Source organism: Mucisphaera sp. (genome assembly GCF_965279675.1).
Taxonomy (GTDB): domain Bacteria; phylum Planctomycetota; class Phycisphaerae; order Phycisphaerales; family Phycisphaeraceae; genus Mucisphaera.
The window spans coordinates 1,168,218-1,185,311 of the sequence record NZ_CBDIIJ010000002.1; the positions used below are offsets into that span (position 1 = coordinate 1,168,218).

General features: G+C 60.6%; 18 protein-coding genes and 1 tRNA gene. 7 read left to right on the plus strand and 12 right to left on the minus strand.

Annotated features, from left to right (window positions below):
* Positions 1-9 precede the first annotated feature (9 nt).
* Both ACQZAB_RS05115 and ACQZAB_RS05120 read right to left on the minus strand, forming a co-directional pair.
* Positions 10-2,022, minus strand: coding sequence for an alkaline phosphatase family protein (locus tag ACQZAB_RS05115; protein WP_428387679.1), 2,013 nt, complete (start codon positions 2,020-2,022; stop codon positions 10-12).
* Positions 2,023-2,076: 54 nt separating this feature from the next.
* Positions 2,077-2,718 (minus strand): PEP-CTERM sorting domain-containing protein, encoded by a 642-nt coding sequence (locus ACQZAB_RS05120; protein ID WP_428387681.1) that lies wholly within the window; start codon positions 2,716-2,718, stop codon positions 2,077-2,079.
* A gap of 156 nt (positions 2,719-2,874) precedes the next feature.
* On the opposite strand from ACQZAB_RS05120, the gene ACQZAB_RS05125 reads away from it, so the two are divergent.
* From ACQZAB_RS05125 to ACQZAB_RS05135, 3 genes are all read left to right on the plus strand, one after another.
* Positions 2,875-4,041, plus strand: a complete 1,167-nt coding sequence (locus ACQZAB_RS05125; protein WP_428387683.1) for a XylR family transcriptional regulator — start codon at positions 2,875-2,877, stop codon at positions 4,039-4,041.
* 168 nt (positions 4,042-4,209) lie between these two features.
* Positions 4,210-4,458, plus strand: a complete 249-nt coding sequence (locus tag ACQZAB_RS05130) for a hypothetical protein (protein ID WP_428387685.1) — start codon at positions 4,210-4,212, stop codon at positions 4,456-4,458.
* Positions 4,459-4,558: 100 nt separating this feature from the next.
* Positions 4,559-4,780 carry a hypothetical protein gene (locus tag ACQZAB_RS05135; RefSeq protein WP_428387687.1) on the plus strand — a complete coding sequence of 74 codons (222 nt, stop codon included), beginning with the start codon at positions 4,559-4,561 and terminating at the stop codon, positions 4,778-4,780.
* A gap of 211 nt (positions 4,781-4,991) precedes the next feature.
* Here the strand turns inward: ACQZAB_RS05135 and ACQZAB_RS05140 are convergent.
* Positions 4,992-5,082: transfer RNA gene (locus ACQZAB_RS05140), tRNA-Ser, on the minus strand.
* A 105-nt stretch (positions 5,083-5,187) separates the two neighbouring features.
* Between ACQZAB_RS05140 and ACQZAB_RS05145 the strand changes: the two genes are divergently transcribed.
* Positions 5,188-5,967, plus strand: coding sequence for a prolyl oligopeptidase family serine peptidase (locus ACQZAB_RS05145; RefSeq protein ID WP_428387689.1), 780 nt, complete (start codon positions 5,188-5,190; stop codon positions 5,965-5,967).
* A 152-nt stretch (positions 5,968-6,119) separates the two neighbouring features.
* Positions 6,120-6,779 (plus strand): PEP-CTERM sorting domain-containing protein, encoded by a 660-nt coding sequence (locus ACQZAB_RS05150; protein ID WP_428387691.1) that lies wholly within the window; start codon positions 6,120-6,122, stop codon positions 6,777-6,779.
* Between the two features lie 73 nt (positions 6,780-6,852).
* Here the strand turns inward: ACQZAB_RS05150 and ACQZAB_RS05155 are convergent, their stop codons facing one another.
* Positions 6,853-7,836: a type II secretion system protein gene (locus tag ACQZAB_RS05155; RefSeq protein ID WP_428387693.1), complete on the minus strand. Its 984-nt coding sequence runs from the start codon at positions 7,834-7,836 to the stop codon at positions 6,853-6,855.
* Positions 7,837-8,111: 275 nt separating this feature from the next.
* Here ACQZAB_RS05155 and ACQZAB_RS05160 point away from each other — a divergent pair, with 275 nt between their 5' ends.
* Positions 8,112-9,704: a M14 family zinc carboxypeptidase gene (locus ACQZAB_RS05160; protein ID WP_428387695.1), complete on the plus strand. Its 1,593-nt coding sequence runs from the start codon at positions 8,112-8,114 to the stop codon at positions 9,702-9,704.
* A gap of 4 nt (positions 9,705-9,708) precedes the next feature.
* On the opposite strand, the gene ACQZAB_RS05165 is transcribed toward ACQZAB_RS05160, so the two are convergent.
* The 6 genes from ACQZAB_RS05165 to folP form a co-directional block, all read right to left on the minus strand.
* Positions 9,709-10,548: an alpha/beta hydrolase gene (locus tag ACQZAB_RS05165; RefSeq protein WP_428387697.1), complete on the minus strand. Its 840-nt coding sequence runs from the start codon at positions 10,546-10,548 to the stop codon at positions 9,709-9,711.
* A gap of 42 nt (positions 10,549-10,590) precedes the next feature.
* Complete coding sequence (locus tag ACQZAB_RS05170; protein WP_428387698.1) at positions 10,591-11,160, minus strand: PIN domain-containing protein; 570 nt, start codon at positions 11,158-11,160, stop codon at positions 10,591-10,593.
* Between the two features lie 50 nt (positions 11,161-11,210).
* Complete coding sequence (locus tag ACQZAB_RS05175) at positions 11,211-11,675, minus strand: excisionase family DNA-binding protein (protein WP_428387701.1); 465 nt, start codon at positions 11,673-11,675, stop codon at positions 11,211-11,213.
* A 151-nt stretch (positions 11,676-11,826) separates the two neighbouring features.
* Positions 11,827-12,474 (minus strand): hypothetical protein, encoded by a 648-nt coding sequence (locus tag ACQZAB_RS05180; protein ID WP_428387702.1) that lies wholly within the window; start codon positions 12,472-12,474, stop codon positions 11,827-11,829.
* Positions 12,475-12,630: 156 nt separating this feature from the next.
* Complete coding sequence (locus tag ACQZAB_RS05185) at positions 12,631-12,912, minus strand: flagellar biosynthesis anti-sigma factor FlgM (RefSeq protein WP_428387704.1); 282 nt, start codon at positions 12,910-12,912, stop codon at positions 12,631-12,633.
* Positions 12,913-13,348: 436 nt separating this feature from the next.
* Positions 13,349-14,251: a dihydropteroate synthase gene (gene folP, locus ACQZAB_RS05190; RefSeq protein ID WP_428387705.1), complete on the minus strand. Its 903-nt coding sequence runs from the start codon at positions 14,249-14,251 to the stop codon at positions 13,349-13,351.
* A gap of 147 nt (positions 14,252-14,398) precedes the next feature.
* Between folP and ACQZAB_RS05195 the strand changes: the two genes are divergently transcribed.
* Entirely contained in the window at positions 14,399-14,830 is a 432-nt protein-coding gene (locus tag ACQZAB_RS05195; RefSeq protein ID WP_428387707.1) for a hypothetical protein, read from the plus strand.
* 2 nt (positions 14,831-14,832) lie between these two features.
* On the opposite strand, the gene ACQZAB_RS05200 is transcribed toward ACQZAB_RS05195, so the two are convergent.
* Together ACQZAB_RS05200 and ACQZAB_RS05205 are read right to left on the minus strand one after the other, a co-directional pair.
* Positions 14,833-16,254 carry an MATE family efflux transporter gene (locus ACQZAB_RS05200; RefSeq protein ID WP_428387708.1) on the minus strand — a complete coding sequence of 474 codons (1,422 nt, stop codon included), beginning with the start codon at positions 16,252-16,254 and terminating at the stop codon, positions 14,833-14,835.
* Between the two features lie 68 nt (positions 16,255-16,322).
* Complete coding sequence (locus ACQZAB_RS05205; protein WP_428387710.1) at positions 16,323-17,072, minus strand: ThuA domain-containing protein; 750 nt, start codon at positions 17,070-17,072, stop codon at positions 16,323-16,325.
* Positions 17,073-17,094: the final 22 nt, after the last annotated feature.

The following is a 17,094-nucleotide window of genomic DNA, read 5'->3' on the forward strand; positions in this document are numbered from 1 at the left end:
ACAATATTGTCACATTCCAAGATCTACGTCCTCGGCACGCCGACTGGCAGCCAGCTCGTGCTTCCAAGCCATCTCGCTGTCGGGATTCTCTGCCCGATACAACGCGGCAAGCAGTCTGTGAGCTTCGGGAAGATCACCCTTTGGGGCGAGCCGGATAGCGCTCTCAAGGCTGACGATGGCCTCGGGGGTTTGCCCGAGTTCTTTTAAGGCCCAGCCAAGGTGATAATGGGCTTTGGGAAAGGCGCTGATCAGCGCGATAGACCGGAACGCAAAGTCCACAGCCTGCTCGTAGCGGCCACGAGCAATCATGATGCGTGCAAGCCCATTAAAGGCTATGGCGTTCTCGTCAGCGGAGACCTCAAGAGCGCGGCGAAAGGCTCGCTCGGCATCATCCCAACGCTCAAGCAGGATGTAGGCTCGGCCAACGTGCCCCTGGATGTGCGTCTTATCAGCACCGTGCTCTTCAGCCTTCGTCAGACAGTCAAGCGCCTGCTCACCTTCCCGACGACTGAGGTGCAGGTCTGCCTGGAGTAAGAGAACAAACGGAAGCATGGAGGCAACCTCGCCCAACTCGGCGAGCACACCTTGGCACTGATCCGGCTCGTTCATGCGCACGTAGCAGTAGGCAAGGCTGATCATCAGACCATCACGAACATCAGGCTCAGCGGTATCGATCAACTCACGCCAGATGGGGACGGCTTCCGCACAACGTGGGCCATAGGTCAGGGATGTGGCGAGGTTGTGCCGAGCTTCGCGCGTCGTGCGCTCGATCGCCTTGTGAGCATCTTCGCCGGGGTCCTCGATATAACCCAGATCAACGAGTTGACGAACAGCAGACGCCTCAACACCAGGATCCGCACGTGCTTCTTCGGGATGCTGGCCATCATCGCCATCAATGGACTCCCACGACAACACCCTGTCGGGCTGCCTGGGGTCGGCCAGGATCTCACTCCAGACGCGCCCATCCATGTCGGCACCAATCGGCAGACCGAGGAGATGAAGAATGGTCGGCGTCACATCAAGTAGCGAGGCTCCGTAGACGTTGGATCCCGGCTGAATACCCGGACCAGCAGCAACGGCAATGCCAAACGGGCGGTGCCAACTAACCGGGTTTTCATAACCCTTGAGGCCGGGACGACCGGCACCACTATGAAAGCCGTGGTCGGAGACGAGTATGACCGTCGTGTCCGAACCAGCGTAGGCGAGCATCGCCTCCAGCATCATGTCATGGAACCGATAGCAAGCGGTAACACACTCACCGTAGAGCCTGGCATCTGCTTCAGAGACACCCTGCATAGCCGGTGGGTGGTAAGGCATAAAGGTGTGGCCAAAGTGGTCAATTGCATCATAGTAAACAGCGGTCAGATCAGCGGGCTGAGTCTGGATGAGATGACACGCGGCGGCATGGACCGTAGACATCTTGGCGATCAGGCGCGCGAGTTTGGCCAGTCGATCGTCGCTACTCTGATCAATCTCCCTTCCATGCGGGACAAAGGGCAGAATAGATTGAGCATCGAGCCGAGACGGGTCGACCACCAGATCAAGTAAGGGGTCACGGAGGGATGGGGGGTGGATGATGTCACTATCGGCCTGACGCTTGTCCGGCGGCTGGGTGGCAAGCGTGCCATAGGCGTCGGAGACAACACAGCCACGAATCGGCTCAGCCGGTGCACTCGCGAACCAGCCAACAACGTTGGAGTTCATCTGGTTCTGGCTCAGTATGTTCCAGATGGCTTTGCACTGCCGACTCGTTGACGTCACTGGCCGGATCCCTGTGCCATCGGGCCGAGGCTCAACAAAGCCAAAAATGCCATGGCGATCGGCATGCTTGCCAGTCGCCACAGAGTTCCAGAGCATCGGTGAGAGCACGGGTCGGAGCGTGCTGATACGCCCCCGCACACCTGTATCAATCAGCCGGCGCAAAGCGGGCATCTTTCCCTGCTCAAGCAGGGGATCAATGATCTGCCAATCAGCTGCATCCCAGCCGATCAGCAGAACTCGGCGGGCTTGGCGGTCAGTCATGGCTCGGTCCTGCTCATCAGCAAGGCTGTGAGATCGACGCCCGCCACTTCTCGGTTATCGCCGCCGAGTGGCGAGCGCTCCAAGACCCGCCGCCAGCAAAGCGAGGCTGGTCGGTTCTGGCGTCCGGATCTCGGTACCGGGGTTTGTCTCGTAGGCTGCTTCATAGATGGTGACAGCCGGGAAACCGGAGCTGAAGTGATCGATGTCAAGGCGAAGCCAGCCGAAGCTGGGCCCATCAGGACCTGCACCATCTAGGTCGATCTGGAAGCCAAGGAAGTTGCCGATGCCGAAGTTGTTGCTCAGCCCGTAAGCACCAGAGGCCTGAGCACCAGCGCTAGGTTGATTGGTGAGCAGAGACCCGGGGCCGATATCGACACCTGAACCGAAACTCTCAAGGTTATTGGCGTCACTGCCGGAGGTGAGGGTGTCTAGGTCGCCCGAGAGACCAGTAGGATAGCCGCCAGAGGCCACACTTCGGATCACTACGTAACCCCCATAGCCACCACCAACGAAGATGCCCATGTCGCGAACGCTGTCAGCGTTGATATCCAGATACGTCCAGCCGCCTCCGAGTTGCGTGTCGCCGAGGTCAACCGTGACCACCCCTGCCTCGCTGGAGCCTGCCCCAACCGAGAGGCCGAATGCCGCTAGGGCGTAGCGGCTGAGGTCGACATGCGTCTTTTTTCCGTCTTTCATCGATCGTCTCCCCTATAGAGATGAAGTGCGAACAAAGGCACTGAAACTAAGATACGGCCGTACTATGCCACAAGCCTACAGCACGGCAACCCGTTTTTTTGTCGCTGCAGGATAAAATATGGTCAACTGGCCCTCGGTTGCTCATATTGGTGTGTGATGAAGAGCTTAAAGCACATCGCCTTGCTCATTCGCATGGACCGCGCTTTCGACCGTGACATTGCTCAGGGTGTTGGAAGCTATCTACGAGACAATCCGCACTGGAGCGTCTTCGTAGGAGAGAGTGCTTCCGACGCCTCCTCTGAGATCGCCGACTGGCACGCCGACGGAATCATCGGCGACATCAACGCTTCATGGCCTAGAAGGATCGCCGACCGCACCGGGGTCCCACTCGTCGGGTTCGGTGTTCCGACGCCAACCGGTGATTTTGGGGGACGCCCCGTCGTCATGGCTCACCACCACCAGATCGGTGCCATTGCGGCCAACCACCTTCTCGAAAAGGGCATCAAGCATCTGGCGTACTGCGGCCTCGATACTCTGCCCGAATTCCACTACTCGCTGCTGCGCTGGCAAGGATTTCGAGATACGACCGAGGCGGCAGGCGGCACCTTTCATCGCTATAAACCGGACCCTAACGTCGCCGGCAACTGGGGGGCCGAACAGGCACGGCTACGCTCTTGGCTTGTGACTCTGCCCAAGCCGGCCGGAGTATTGGCTCTGTACGACGGTCGCGCCTTGAAGGTCATTGACGCAGCGCGTGTCGAAGGCATACGCATCCCTGAAGACATCGCAGTCCTGGGGATCGACAACGATGTGAGCTACTGCCGCGTGTCCGACCCCACGCTTTCCAGTATCGAACCAGGCTCACATCGCATCGGCTACCAGGCCGCGACCGTACTGGATGGGTTGCTCAGCGGCGTAGTCCCGAAGCAAAACATGATGCTGATCCCCCCCGAACGGGTGGTCGAGCGTAACTCCACCAACACAACGGGTTTCGAGGACGAACAGGTCGCTGAGGGTATACGGTTCATACGTATTCATGCCTGTGATCCGATCACCGTGGATCAGGTGCTGGACCATATTGGCGCTTCAGTCTCGACCGGACACCGAAAGTTCAAACAGCACCTCGGGCGTTCGATTCATGCCGAGATTAGACGTGTTCAGATGGAACGTGTCAGGCGGCTCTTGATAGTGACGAACCACCCAATCAAACAGATTGCCTACGAGGCGGGTTTCGAGAACACGAAATACCTCGCACGTGCGTTCCGCGAAGCGCACGGAACAACACCCAGCGAATTCCGACGCACCAATCAAATGCGTAGTTAAACGCTTGACGGCCACTCGCAGAATCGTCTGAATCTATGACCTGATACGTATTGAAAGCTAGTCCGATTCATTTCGCTTCCCACGAATAAAGCCAGTGAACGCACGGAGCTATCACCCATACTGCTAATACGTCTACCCTCCTCAGCCCTTCTCGCCGCTATTGCCTGCTTGCTCGGATTCCTCACCGCTTGCGGAGAACAACCCGAACAACGCACCACAGACGGCCGAACTATACTCAACGACTGGGAGAAATGGGGTCATTTCGAAGCCGAAGCCATGCATCGTGTAGTAGACGACTACAGCGCTTCCCAGGATCGTGAGCTAGTCAGGTTTCTCTCCATTAGTTCGATCGATCAGAAAGTCCTCCTCGCCACGGCAGGAGGCAATCCACCCGATATCGCAGGTCTCTGGAGCTAACTTGTACCCAGCTACGCGGAGATTACCTTCCCCAGCGAATCCCGAAACCAAGCAGCACCTGGTCAATGCAGTAGGGCTGGCACATCGCCGGCTGGAGGAGATGACCGAATCGAGAACCACGACGGCCGACTACGCAACGAAGATCGGGCTCCACAAAGCCCGGGTCCAGAAGCTCCTACCCCTGACGTATCTGGGACCACAGATTCTCAAAGCGGTCCTCACCGGGACACTCTCACCCCGGATCACACTGAACGATCTGCTGCAAGCGGCCCGCCACCTCGACTGGGATCAGCAGGCCAAAATGCTTGGTCTCGCGTTCTGAGTACGCCATAACCAAGTGCTCTTTGGGGGAGGCATACGAACCTGCGGTCGTCAGATAGACACCTTCGAAATCGCCCCGAGAGACACTTCGGTGATACCACCGAGATTCCCGCGATCGGCCCCTCTGCAAAGGTGTAGAGATACTGAAATACGCCGCATATTCGGCCCATAGACCTGAAATAAGCTCGGTCTCTGATTATCTGAGTCTCAAGCGGAGAGGGCGGGATTCGAACCCGCGGTAGGGAAGTTAATCCCTACGACGATTTAGCAAACCGTTGCCTTCAGCCGCTCGGCCACCTCTCCAAAGGTGCCGCCAGCCAAAATCGACCAGCGGTGGCACAAGCCATAGCATAACGCCGTCTCCCCCCGACTCAAAGCCCAGCAACACCCCCGCCGAAAGCCATCCAAATGACCAGAAGCCTCACCCTCATCGCCCTCACCCTCCTCCTCACCACCACCCTCCTCACCGCCGATCACCACCAGCCCACGAATGCCAAACAGTCCCCCGCACGCCTCGAAACCACCATCCAGAAAGACCTCAGCCTCAACTACCTCATCGCCCTCCCCACCGGCTACCACGCCAGCCCCGACCAGACATGGCCCCTCATCCTCTTCCTCCACGGAGCCGGCGAACGAGGCGACGACCTCAACAAAGTCAAAGCCTGGGGACCCCCAAAGAAAATCGAAGAAGGCATGCCCATCCCCGCCATTGTCGTCAGCCCCCAGTGCCCCCAGGACAGCTGGTGGCCCGACGAAGTCGATGCCCTCCACGCACTCCTCGACCAGATCGAACAAACCCACAACGTCGACCCCGACCGCATCATCGTCACCGGACTCAGCATGGGCGGCTTCGGCACCTGGTCCCTCGTCGGTTCAGAACCCGACCGCTTCGCCGCCGCCGCACCCATCTGTGGCGGGGCCACCTGGAACGACGCCCGAACCATCGGACAACACCAGGTCCCTCTCTGGAACTTCCATGGCGAAGCCGACAACGTCGTCCCCATCGACGAATCACTACGCGCCATGAAACGCGTCCGCGCCGCCGGACACACCACCGCCAAACTCACCATCTACCCCAACGGCAACCACGGCGCCTGGATCCCCGCCTACAACGACCCCGAACTCTGGACCTGGATGCTCAACCAGAACCGCGCCGACCGACTCGCCGAAGAAACATCCAACGAATAAGCACGACGAGCCACAGATGACCAACGAACGCACCCTACGCCCCCGCTTCCCCAGATCCACAACCACCAAAACCCACTTGGCGTATCCGAATGAACGCCGTACAATCGGGCCTCGCCTGTAACACTATCACCTGTTCAAAGAGGGAAGAATCCATGAACAAGCTCCACCTGACCGCTGCGCTCGCCGCCGCACTCACCACCGCCCACGCCGCCTCCGCCGCCGTCTCGGTCTACGGACCCACCGGCCCCACCGACGGCACCGAGGCCGACTTCAACACCCTGTTCCCCGTCACCACCCCCATCGACTTCGACGCCGTCGCCGCAGGCACCACCCTCGAAGTCCCAGGCGGCCTCGATGACGGCAACGGCCCGCCCCTCGAATCCCCCATCGCCTTCGACGACTTCACCCTCACCATCGTTGGAAACAACAACACCTTCGACGACACCTTCGTCTCCACCGCCACCGAGCTAGGCGTCGGCCTCTTCGATGGCGAGCACGAAACCGTCACCCTCACCTTCAACGACCCCATCCTCGCCTTCGCCGCCACCTTCGAATCCCCCGCATCCTCCAACGGCTTCGAAATCACCATCGATGGCACCGAAGTCGACACCTTCCCCCTCTTCCTCCCAGGCGGCGGGCAGGGCCAGCAGTTCCTCGGCCTCGCCAGCGACACCCCCTTCACCACTGTCACCTTCACCTCGGCCTTCGGCGGCGAAACCTTCTTTATCGACAACGCCGTCATCGCCATCCCCGAACCCGCCTCCCTCGCCCTCCTGAGCCTCGGAGCCCTCGCCCTCCGCCGCTCGAAGTAATCAGCACCAAACCCAAAAACAAAAAGCCCGGCCAACCAAGGCCGGGCTTTTTCATGCCGTCATCAATTAAGCATCAGTCCGCATACCGGAACAACGTATTCCCATTCCGGTCCGTTTCTTCAACCAAACGCGGATAGAACTGCGAATAAAAACCACGGTTAGGCGGGGCGTTGTAACTACCCACCTGCGTGTCAATGTAATCAGGCCCCGCCTGCACAAACTCCACATGACCATCCATGAAGCCAACGTTCGCCCCACCCCCAACCACCGTTTCGTCCTCCGAACGCTTGAACGACTTCACGTGGTTGTCCGTAAACGCATCACCGCCAGAAACATCCGCATCCGGAAAGTCATTCTGACCCGCTTCGTCCGAATCAAAAATCAGCATCCCCTTGCTCGGATTCCGGAACCATCGCTCCGTCTTCACCCGGTCATCACCACCCGCCCGGTGCGAGGTCGCATTCCCGGAACCCGCCATCCGAATCGATAACGGGTCATCCGAACCCGACACCACCATCCCATCCGGATACGTCCCGCCATCCGCCCAACCCCAGATCTCATAACTATGACCCGAACGATCCGGATTAGGCGACCCACTCCGAGCCGCCGTTGTCATCACCACACGAGGGGCCCGGGCCAGAAAACGATTACTGCCACTCCCCAGTACACGCGTATCGACCTGCTCATCCACAAAATCATTCGTCGACGGACAGATCAGGATGTTGTACTGATCGCCCCCGAGATACCCAGACACATTTCTAAAGCCACCACCACCAACCAATTCACGACGCTCATGGCTATATAAATGCAGGAAGTTGTCGTCGGAGTCATCAGAGGTCTCACCAATGAACACCCCAAACTCATCGTCCAACGCGAACGCCACCGAAGCCCCCACCAGACTCCGGATGTTCGTCGAACACTGCAGCCGCCTCGCCGTATCCCGCGCCGCCCCCAACGCCGGCAGCAGAATCCCGATCAGCAACGCGATGATCGAAATCACCACCAGCAGCTCGATCAACGTAAACCCATAAACCGATCGCCGAAACGATGTAACCATGTTCCATGGCCTCCAGAGTGCTGCACCGCTCTTCATGTCCCAGGCAGGCCAACCCACGCTGCCCGGATGAGCCCGGGAAAACCCAGCAACCCAATGCGGGGGGGGTGGGGAGGGACACAAAAAAAGCCGGCGACAGCCAGCTTATGCTCAGTCAGAAGCCCGGCAGCCGCCGAACCCTGCATCTTGTACCGCGTAAGTTTACCGTTTAACCCCTCTAGGGCCAACCCCCAGTGAACGACGTACAAAAGCCCGAGCCTCGAACCGGACACCCAACCATGACCACCACCCTCCGCCAACTGCTCCTGCTTGCCGTCATCCTTCTCGCCACAAGCGCACCCCTCCACGCCCAAACCACCCCCGACTGGGTCACCCAGACCCCCAACCTCACCGAGATCACACCCTTCGAAGCCGAAAACCGCCTCCTCGACAGCCTCCCCACCCGCCCAGGCGTCGCCGTCACCACCGCCGGCCGCTCCGTTGAAAATCGCCCCATCCGCGTCGTCCACTTCCATCGACCCGCAGACACCCTCCCCACTGCCGCCAACCCCAGCCCCGCCCGACCCTTCACCATCCTCCTCATCGGCCTCCAGCATGGCGACGAGCCCGCTGGCCGCGAAGCCCTCCTCACCCTCATCACCGACCTCACCAACCACCCCGACCGACTCCCGCCCAACACCGACCTCTGGATCCTCCCCACCGCCAACCCCGACGGCCTCGTCAACAACACCCGACGCAACGCCAACAACGTCGACCTCAACCGCGACCACCAGATCCTCAGCCAACCCGAAACCCAAACCCTCCACCGACTCGCACGAACCCTCACCCCCGACCTTATCGTCGATGCCCACGAGTTCCGCCGCGACACCTCCGACTACACCAACCAGGGCTGGCTCGAATGGCCCCTCATCATGCTCGACACCGCCAACCACCCCCTCCTCCCACTGCCCGTCTACACCCACGGCCTCCAACTCATCGAATCCGCCAAACCCCTCATGCAGACCCACGCCGTCAACTACGCCCGCTACCTCATCGGCGACGCACCACCCCAAGGCGAACTCCGCTTCAGCACCCTCGACCCCGACGACGCCCGCAACGGACTCGCCTTCCACGCCGGACTCAGCTTCATCATCGAGTCAGGTATCTACCGCCAGCACCCCAACCCCCAGCACAACCTCACCGAACGCACCCGCGCCTACCGACTCCTCTTCCACCACCTCATCACCGCCCACACCCGCCACCCCAATCTCATCCCCCAGATCCGCGCCGCCGCCAACCAGCCCCTCCCCAACACCATCCCCACCAACACCCTCTGGGCCGAAGCCCTCCCCGAATCACCCGACGCCACACCACCCGCCACCCCCACCATCCCCGTCATCGACCAGGCCACCGGCGAAACCCTCAACGTCCCCGCACCCGGCTTCCGCACCACCCGCGTCATCAAGCAACGCGTCCAAACCCCACGCACCTACCTCATCCCCGCCCAACACGCCCCCGCCTACCGCCAACTCCTCGACCACCACGCCATCCCCTACACCATCCACCCCACACCCGCCGACCCTCCCCACCACCTCATCGAAGCCGTCCGCCTCATCACCGTCTCCACCAACTACGACAACCTCTACCACCGCTACGACGGCCTACAACAAACCCAGGTTCTCACCCCCACACCCAGCCACACCGAACTCGGCCTCGACCAGCCCGGCGCCCTCAGGATCGACCTCCGCACCATGACCCCCCGCGACGCCCGCCGAACCATCGCCATCCTCGAACCCCGTATGGCCTTCGGCCTCTACCAATGGCCCACCTACCGCCAAGCCATCAACCCCCAAACCAACCTCATCCCCGTCTACCGCATCCTCCCCGAGTAAACCACTACTCACCCGCCATCAGCGTCTTCACAAAACGCAGCAGCAACCCATGCGCCGGCCTCTCCACACCCGCATGGTCAAACCCCTCCAGCTCATACAACTCCGTCCGCTCGTGTCCCGACAGCTTCATCATCCGGGCGAAGTACGCGTTCTCCTCATACCGACCCAGCAACTCCAGCTCCCGATCACCCGTCACGATCATCAAAGCCGGCGCGTCACCCCGCACATGAAACACCGGCGCCAGGTCATCCACCTCCGCCCGCAACCGATCCCCACCCCGCTCCTCCCGCACCGTCACATGCGTGATCGCCTGACCACTCAACGACGCAATCCCCAACAGCCGATCCGCATCCACACCCTCCGCCGCCAACCACCGACGATCCAGCCCGATCATCGCCACGAGATACCCACCCGCCGAAGCCCCCGCCACAATCACCCGATCCGGATCACCACCATAAGCCTCGATGTGCTCAAACACCCAAGCCACCGCCGCCGCCGCATCCTCTATGTAAGCAGGTGCCTCCACCTCCGGGTTCAGCCGGTAGTCCACCGCCACCACCGCAAACCCCTGCCTTAGCAACTCCCCCGGCACGTACCGCTGCCCCATCCGCAGCCCGCCCGCATGAAACCAAACCACCGTGGTAAACCCCTCCACTCCCTCCGGGTAATACACATCCAGCCGACAACGCTCCCGCGCATACGCCGCCGCCTCATCCGGCATCTCCACCACCTCCCGGTAAAGCACATCCCGCTCCCAGCCGTACCCCTGCACAACCGCCTCCTCTGCCAAAACCCAGCACCCGCCAACCACCACGAGCAACACCAAACCAGCCAGAATCCGCATAAGCAACTCCATGCCGCAGGACCAAAAATAGCATAAACGCTATTAATTCACCAGGCCAAGGAAAGGTCTCAGGGTGGCCGCCGTCGCTACCAACTGGTTCTTCTCGTACACCTCCAATAGCTTCGCGGGCGAAAGAACCGGAGACTTCAATCGTTCTAAAACAACATGCACACTTCCAACAACAACCTCTGGATACAGGTCCAACAGGTTGGTAACAAAAGTATCCGGATGCTCCGCAGCAAGCCCAAGTGGCTCTAGGACAGATTCAGGAAAGTGCTTCAGGTTGTAAGTCACGATTACATCAGCTTGTGCATGAACCGCAGCAGCCAACACGTGCTCATCACCCGGATCAGGTAGCCTCAAACCCCGCATCGTTGGCTCGTACCCCTCAACAACGAAATCCAAAGCATACTCACCCATACGCTGGATTAAGTGATCGATCGACACTCGCGAATAGCCCTGGCTGCCTGACAACACACCTCGAAGCTCCTCGAGAACATGCACAGAGCAAGTACCACGAAATGTACCCGTCGTCGCAAGTTGCATGAGAAGATCACGGACTGAACCCGGCACCAATACATTCGTGTCGAAAAAGACCGTAAAACCACTCAAATGAAGCTCCAGCGCACATGACCCCCTGCGCATCCGCAAGATGAGACAATCTAATCATAGTCGCCAGCACGCTGCGACATCCCCGCAAGATCGTCTAGCACCTCGGATCGCGCAATCTGCTGCCGGTCTCTATACGCCAGCACATCCGCCACATTGACACGGCGATGCAAGCCCACTTTACGATAAGACATCTCTCCCTTCTCCAATAACTTCACAAGAAACGGACGCGACACCCCCAGTAATTCTGCAGCCTTCTGCGTCGTTAACTCTCCTGACAGTGGCAGCAAGCTCACAGCCTGGCCCGCGGCCATGTGCTCCAAGACATCCTTGAGCAGCCGCGTCACCATCGCCGGCAATTCGATGAGGTCTCCATCTGCTTCCACTCTCACACGCAGATGCCCCTCCTGACCCTTACCAACCCCAAGCGAATCAGCGTGAGCTCGAAAAATGCTGATCGCCGACCTCGCCTGCTCCACTTCTTCTGCCGTCGGTGCAGCTAAATTCATGGATGCCATCGCAACCTCCTTACTTGTAAATTCTATCGCCCAAACGAAATAAACGCAATAAAAGAAACATCCAAAAACCCGCCAAAATCTGATCATCCATAAAAAAGACGCCGCAGACCTCCCAGCCCACGGCGCCCAAGAACCAGAAACCGATCTCAACTCAACCTAAAGCCGCCACCGCCGAACCCTCACCATTCGCCCCACGAAGCGGCTTCACCCCCACCGTCATCTCCACATACTCATTCGACGACGTATAGCTCCGATTCACCTGGTAAGGCACATCCGTCCCCCGCAATAGCGACAACTCCACACTCGCCAGATGATCGTCCCGGTTTTTCTTCAGACCCGCCGCCGTAAACCGCGCCAGCTCACGAACCAACGCCACCGCAGCGCTATAACTCGGATTCGCCGCCAGCATCCCCAGGCCCAGCTCCGCCGCCTTCGACCGCACGATCGCATCCATGTCCTCGCCAAACCGACGAATGTCCCGGTCGCACTCGAACACCAGCAGTTGCACCACCAGAAACTCACCCGGATTCTCCGGCCCATAAGCCAGATACCCATCTCCCAGAAACCCCGCCCGCATCCCCGCCCTCAGGTTCGGAAAGATCGTCCGGTTCACACCCAGCCGACCCTCACTCGCCCCGCGCTCATCCAGCGCCAGACTCGCCACACACAACTCGTTGTGCCGAAGATCCCAGAACTCGCCAAAAGGCGTATGCCGCTTGAGCAACCCAAGACCCGTCAGACACACCGCAATCGGATCCACCGACGCATCAAACCCTCGACCACCTACCGGTTCGCTCATGAGTCAACCTTTCAAGCGGATCATCCCGCCATCCAGGACCCAACCACCGCCCGCGCGCGCACAAAGCCACCGCTAACCCAAATAGAAAAAAGCCCCACACCGGGAGGCATGGGGCTTCCTGAATCAACGAAAATAATCCGGACGAGACGGCCGGCCCTAGAGCAACTCATCTCCGAGGTCTTCGGCCAACGCATCCACCGCGCCGTTCAGACGCTCCTCAGTCTCGTACGTCCCATTGGCAATCTGCTCACGGATGTCAGCCACCAGCCCCAACCGAGGCGGCAAATCTGCGAGCTTGCTGAGAATCTGCGCCGCGGGCGAAATCTCAGCCTGATCCGACGGCCGACGCACCGCCTCAGCCGACTCGCTCTGGGGACGGCTCTTGCCACCCACCGGCACCACAATCTGGCTTCCTTGGATCGGTGCAATATCTGACATAACAGGCACTCCTTACATGGGCCATCTCAAGGCCCGAATCTGGCCCGCCCGAAACCGTCCAGGACTTACCGGAGCCTGGGCAACAAATCGGAGGGGAGGACCAGCCGGTTCACGACCGGTAGCTGTCTCACATAGGAACTATCGCCCATCTCAACTTCCGATCTTGAACAACACCTGACAAAGGGTACAGCTGACCTAAAACAATACATATAAAACGCTTAAAAGCAATAATCGCACCTAGCGTCCGGTAATGACCACCCCGCCAGTACTGGCAACAACTCACCTGACAACCACCCCACACAAACCTAAACCCAGCTATACAAGGAACCTAGCTCACAACAAATGGTCGCGTTTTGTTCGGTATTACCCCAAACCCAAATTTCTAAATTTTCCACCAGCAACCCACACCACACAGGTTACCCAACCCGAAACAGGATCAGCGTTCACCACCCGAGACGCACAAACCCCAAGACACCTCCGCCGCCTGACGGTTGTCACGAACATCGTGAACCCGCAGCAGCCGAACCCCAGCCGCCACCGCCAACGCCGTCAACGCCGCCGTCCCCCCCAAACGATCCGACGCCCCCTCCGTCGTCCCAGGCGACAACCCCGCAATCATCCGCTTCCGACTCGCCCCCACCAGCACCGGCACCCCCAAACCACCCGCCGGATCACACCACCCCGACAAAGCCCCCATCAGCGACACGTTGTGCGCCAGCCTCTTCCCAAATCCCAACCCCGGATCCAGCACCACCGCCTCCCGCGCTATCCCCGCTGCCTCCGCCGCCGCCAGCCGCTCCCGCAAAAACGCCTCCACCTCCGCCACCACATCCCCATAAGCAGGTGCCTCCTGCATCGTCCCCGGCTCACCCTGCATGTGCATCAAAATCACCCCGCAGCCCGCTCGAGCACACAACCCCAGCATCCCCGCGTCCTCTCGCCCGCCCGACACGTCATTCACCACCGACGCCCCCGCCCCCAAAGCCGCCTCCGCCACCTCCGCCATCGTCGTGTCTATAGATACCACCGCCCCCAGCCCCGCTTCACCCAACGCCGCCACCAATTCACGAATCACCGGCTCCGTCCGCCTTTGCTGCTTCCTCGCACCCACCCGCTCCGCACCAGGCCGCGTCGACTCGCCCCCCACATCAATCACCGCCGCCCCCGCCCGCGCCATCGCCACCCCCGCCGCAACCGCCCGCGACACCCCCTCAGAACCCTCCCCGTAAACCCCGCCATCCGAGAAACTGTCAGGCGTCACATTCAACACCCCCATCATCCGCGGAACCGCACCCATCCCCAGATCCAGACACCGACCTCGTCCAAACATCCACTGCATCACCCAATACTACCCAGCCCCCACAAACCCAGCCCCGATCGGCAAACCAGGCAAACCCTGACGGTCCTGCCGCCCATACTCGCGAATCGATCCACCACCCACCCCACCACCCTCAAGCCCCAACCACACAGCCCGATAACTCACACCATGACCACGCTACACATCGGTGCCATACCCGTGACCGACCAACTCCTCGAATCCCTCGACGCCCTGCTCGCCAGGCTCGACCAGCAGGAGCTCACACTCGGCACCTCCAACCGCGAGACCGAGCGCCGTGGCGTCTCCGCCCCCGTCGAATTAGGCGTCCTCTCAGGACCCGAAGAACCCGACGCCCTGCCCAACCCCGACGACTTCCGACCCCTCTACCCCGGATGGATCACCGACACCTCCCCCGTCGGACTCGGCATCCTCACCGAAAGAGACCTCCCCGGAAACATCCGACTCTGGGCCGACCTCACCCGACTCGCCGGACAGCCCCTCCTCCTCCCCGTCCGCGTCATCTACTGCCTCAAAGTCCTACGCTCCACCTACCGCGTAGGCCTCGCCTTCGAACTGCCCAACCAACCCCTCGCCGCCTGACATCAAACCGCCTGACGCTTCCACCCACCCTGCCAGAAACGCAGATAGAACAGCGTCGCCCGGAATATCCACTCCGAGCACAACCCATACCACACCCCCACCAGGCCCAACTCCAGATACCAACCGAAAAACACAACCAACGGCAGCCTTAAGCCAAACAGACTCAAAAAACTCAGCCACATCGTCACCTTGGTATCACCCGCACCCCGCAATGCCGCCGAAATCACAATCGACACCGCAAACAACGGCTGCACCCACCCACAAATCCACAACAACTCAGGCGTCATCGCCAGGTGCTCCGGCTGATCACTAAACAGCCCCGTCAGCCACGTCGGCACCAGCACAAACGCCAACCCGAATAGCGACATCAACCCCACCCCAATCGCCGTGCACGACAGCGCCGCCTGCGACGCCCGCCGCGGATCATGCGCCCCCAGATACTGACCCACCAAAGTCGACGCCGCCTGCGCGACCGCAAACCCGCCCAGAAAACTGATCGACTCGATCCGGATCGCAATCATGTGCGCCCCGATCAACCCATCACCCACAAACCGGCCCACCAGCGCCAGCACCGCAAAGTTCCCCAGCCAGATCCCCACCGACTCCAGAAACTGCGGGATCCCCACACGCACAATACGCTGCATCGTGTGCCAGTGAGGCCGAAGCCACATCGCCATCAGCTTCACACCCGAACCACCCCGCACCAGCACAATCAGCGTCAGCACCGCACCCACCACCCAGGCCACCGCCGTCCCCGCCGCAATCCCCGCCACACCCCAACCACCAATCGGCTCCGGACCCCGCACAAACAAAAGCGACAACCCGATGTTCACCAGGTTCACCGCCACCATGATCCGAAAAGGCGTCCGCGCATCACCCGCCGCCCGCAGACAAGCCGCCCCAATGAACAGCACCGCATTCCCCACCGCCGACAACGCCACGATCTGCAGATACGAAACCGCCAGCTCCCGAGACGTCCCCTCCAACCCCGCCAGATCCGAAACCGCCCCCGCAAACACCATCAGCAAAACCATCATCAGCAACCCCATGCCCACCGCCAACAGAATCGCCTGACCCGTCCCCGCATTCGCCAGCCGACCCTTACCCCCACCCACCGCCCGCGACACCAACGCCCCCGCACCAATCCCCACCGCCCCCATCAGCATCCCCTGCAGCCACGTCACATACCCCGCGATCCCCAACGCATCCGTCGCCGCCACACCCACCGCCGCCGGCTCAAGGTCCGCCGCCAGAATGATGTCCACCGTCCCCACCAGAAAGTTCAGATACTGCTCCAGCAACGGCCAGATCGACAGCACCCAGACCTGCCGCGGCAGCGACAGCCCCGCCAACCGTCCCGACAAAGGACGTGGCTTCTCCTGCGGGATCGCACCCGCCGACGCCGCCGACGGACCGCGTGTCACAAAACCTCCAGACTAAAACCCCGCCAACCTCACAACAGCCACCCACCCTAGCACCAACAGCGCCAACCCTACCGCTTCGCAATCGGGCTAAGCGGGTCCTTGATGTTCGGCGCATCCAAACGGTAAGGACTCCCCTCCGAAGGTGCCGCCCACATCACCGCATTCCCCAGCACCTTCCGCACCTCCGGCTGATAGTAGATCGGATACGTCTCATGCCCCGGCCGGAAGTAAAACACCCGACCCTTTCCCCGGCGCCAGCAGCAACCCGACCGAAACACCTCACCCCCCTCGAACCAGCTCACAAACACCAACTCGTCCGGCTCAGGCACATCAAACAGCTCCCCATACATCTCCGCCTTCGGCACCTCGAAATACTCATCCAGCCCATCCGCAATCGGATGCCCCGGATTCAGACACCACACCCGCTCCATCTCATCCGCCTCCCGCCACTTCAAGCTGCACGTCGTCCCCATCAGCTTCCGGAAGATCTTGCTGTAGTGACCCGAGTGCAACACCAGCAACCCCATCCCCTCCAGGACCCGCTTCTGCACCTTCTCCACCACCGCATCCGAAACCTCCCCGTGCGCCTTGTGCCCCCACCACGTCAACACATCCGTCTCCGCCAGCACCTCATCCGTCAGCCCATGCTCCGGCTCATCCAGCGTCGCCGTCCGAACCACCACCGCCGACCCCAGCTGCTCCTCAATCGCCCCCTGCATCACCACATGCATCCCATCCGGATACACAGCCCGCACCGCCTCGCTCTCCTTCTCATGACGAAACTCATGCCAAACCGTCACACGAATCGGCGATGCCATAACCAGCTCCTTGGCCAGAAAA

What these genes read in the sequence shown, in the direction of transcription:
- ACQZAB_RS05115 (WP_428387679.1), bottom strand. Translation starts at nt 2,022, where the DNA reads ATGACTGACCGCCAAGCCCGCCGAGTTCTGCTGATCGGCTGGGATGCA.
- ACQZAB_RS05120 (WP_428387681.1), bottom strand. Translation starts at nt 2,718, where the DNA reads ATGAAAGACGGAAAAAAGACGCATGTCGACCTCAGCCGCTACGCCCTA.
- ACQZAB_RS05125 (WP_428387683.1), top strand. Translation starts at nt 2,875, where the DNA reads ATGAAGAGCTTAAAGCACATCGCCTTGCTCATTCGCATGGACCGCGCT.
- ACQZAB_RS05135 (WP_428387687.1), top strand. Translation starts at nt 4,559, where the DNA reads ATGACCGAATCGAGAACCACGACGGCCGACTACGCAACGAAGATCGGG.
- ACQZAB_RS05145 (WP_428387689.1), top strand. Translation starts at nt 5,188, where the DNA reads ATGACCAGAAGCCTCACCCTCATCGCCCTCACCCTCCTCCTCACCACC.
- ACQZAB_RS05150 (WP_428387691.1), top strand. Translation starts at nt 6,120, where the DNA reads ATGAACAAGCTCCACCTGACCGCTGCGCTCGCCGCCGCACTCACCACC.
- ACQZAB_RS05155 (WP_428387693.1), bottom strand. Translation starts at nt 7,836, where the DNA reads ATGGTTACATCGTTTCGGCGATCGGTTTATGGGTTTACGTTGATCGAG.
- ACQZAB_RS05160 (WP_428387695.1), top strand. Translation starts at nt 8,112, where the DNA reads ATGACCACCACCCTCCGCCAACTGCTCCTGCTTGCCGTCATCCTTCTC.
- ACQZAB_RS05165 (WP_428387697.1), bottom strand. Translation starts at nt 10,548, where the DNA reads ATGCGGATTCTGGCTGGTTTGGTGTTGCTCGTGGTGGTTGGCGGGTGC.
- ACQZAB_RS05175 (WP_428387701.1), bottom strand. Translation starts at nt 11,675, where the DNA reads ATGGCATCCATGAATTTAGCTGCACCGACGGCAGAAGAAGTGGAGCAG.
- ACQZAB_RS05180 (WP_428387702.1), bottom strand. Translation starts at nt 12,474, where the DNA reads ATGAGCGAACCGGTAGGTGGTCGAGGGTTTGATGCGTCGGTGGATCCG.
- ACQZAB_RS05185 (WP_428387704.1), bottom strand. Translation starts at nt 12,912, where the DNA reads ATGTCAGATATTGCACCGATCCAAGGAAGCCAGATTGTGGTGCCGGTG.
- folP (WP_428387705.1), bottom strand. Translation starts at nt 14,251, where the DNA reads ATGCAGTGGATGTTTGGACGAGGTCGGTGTCTGGATCTGGGGATGGGT.
- ACQZAB_RS05195 (WP_428387707.1), top strand. Translation starts at nt 14,399, where the DNA reads ATGACCACGCTACACATCGGTGCCATACCCGTGACCGACCAACTCCTC.
- ACQZAB_RS05205 (WP_428387710.1), bottom strand. Translation starts at nt 17,072, where the DNA reads ATGGCATCGCCGATTCGTGTGACGGTTTGGCATGAGTTTCGTCATGAG.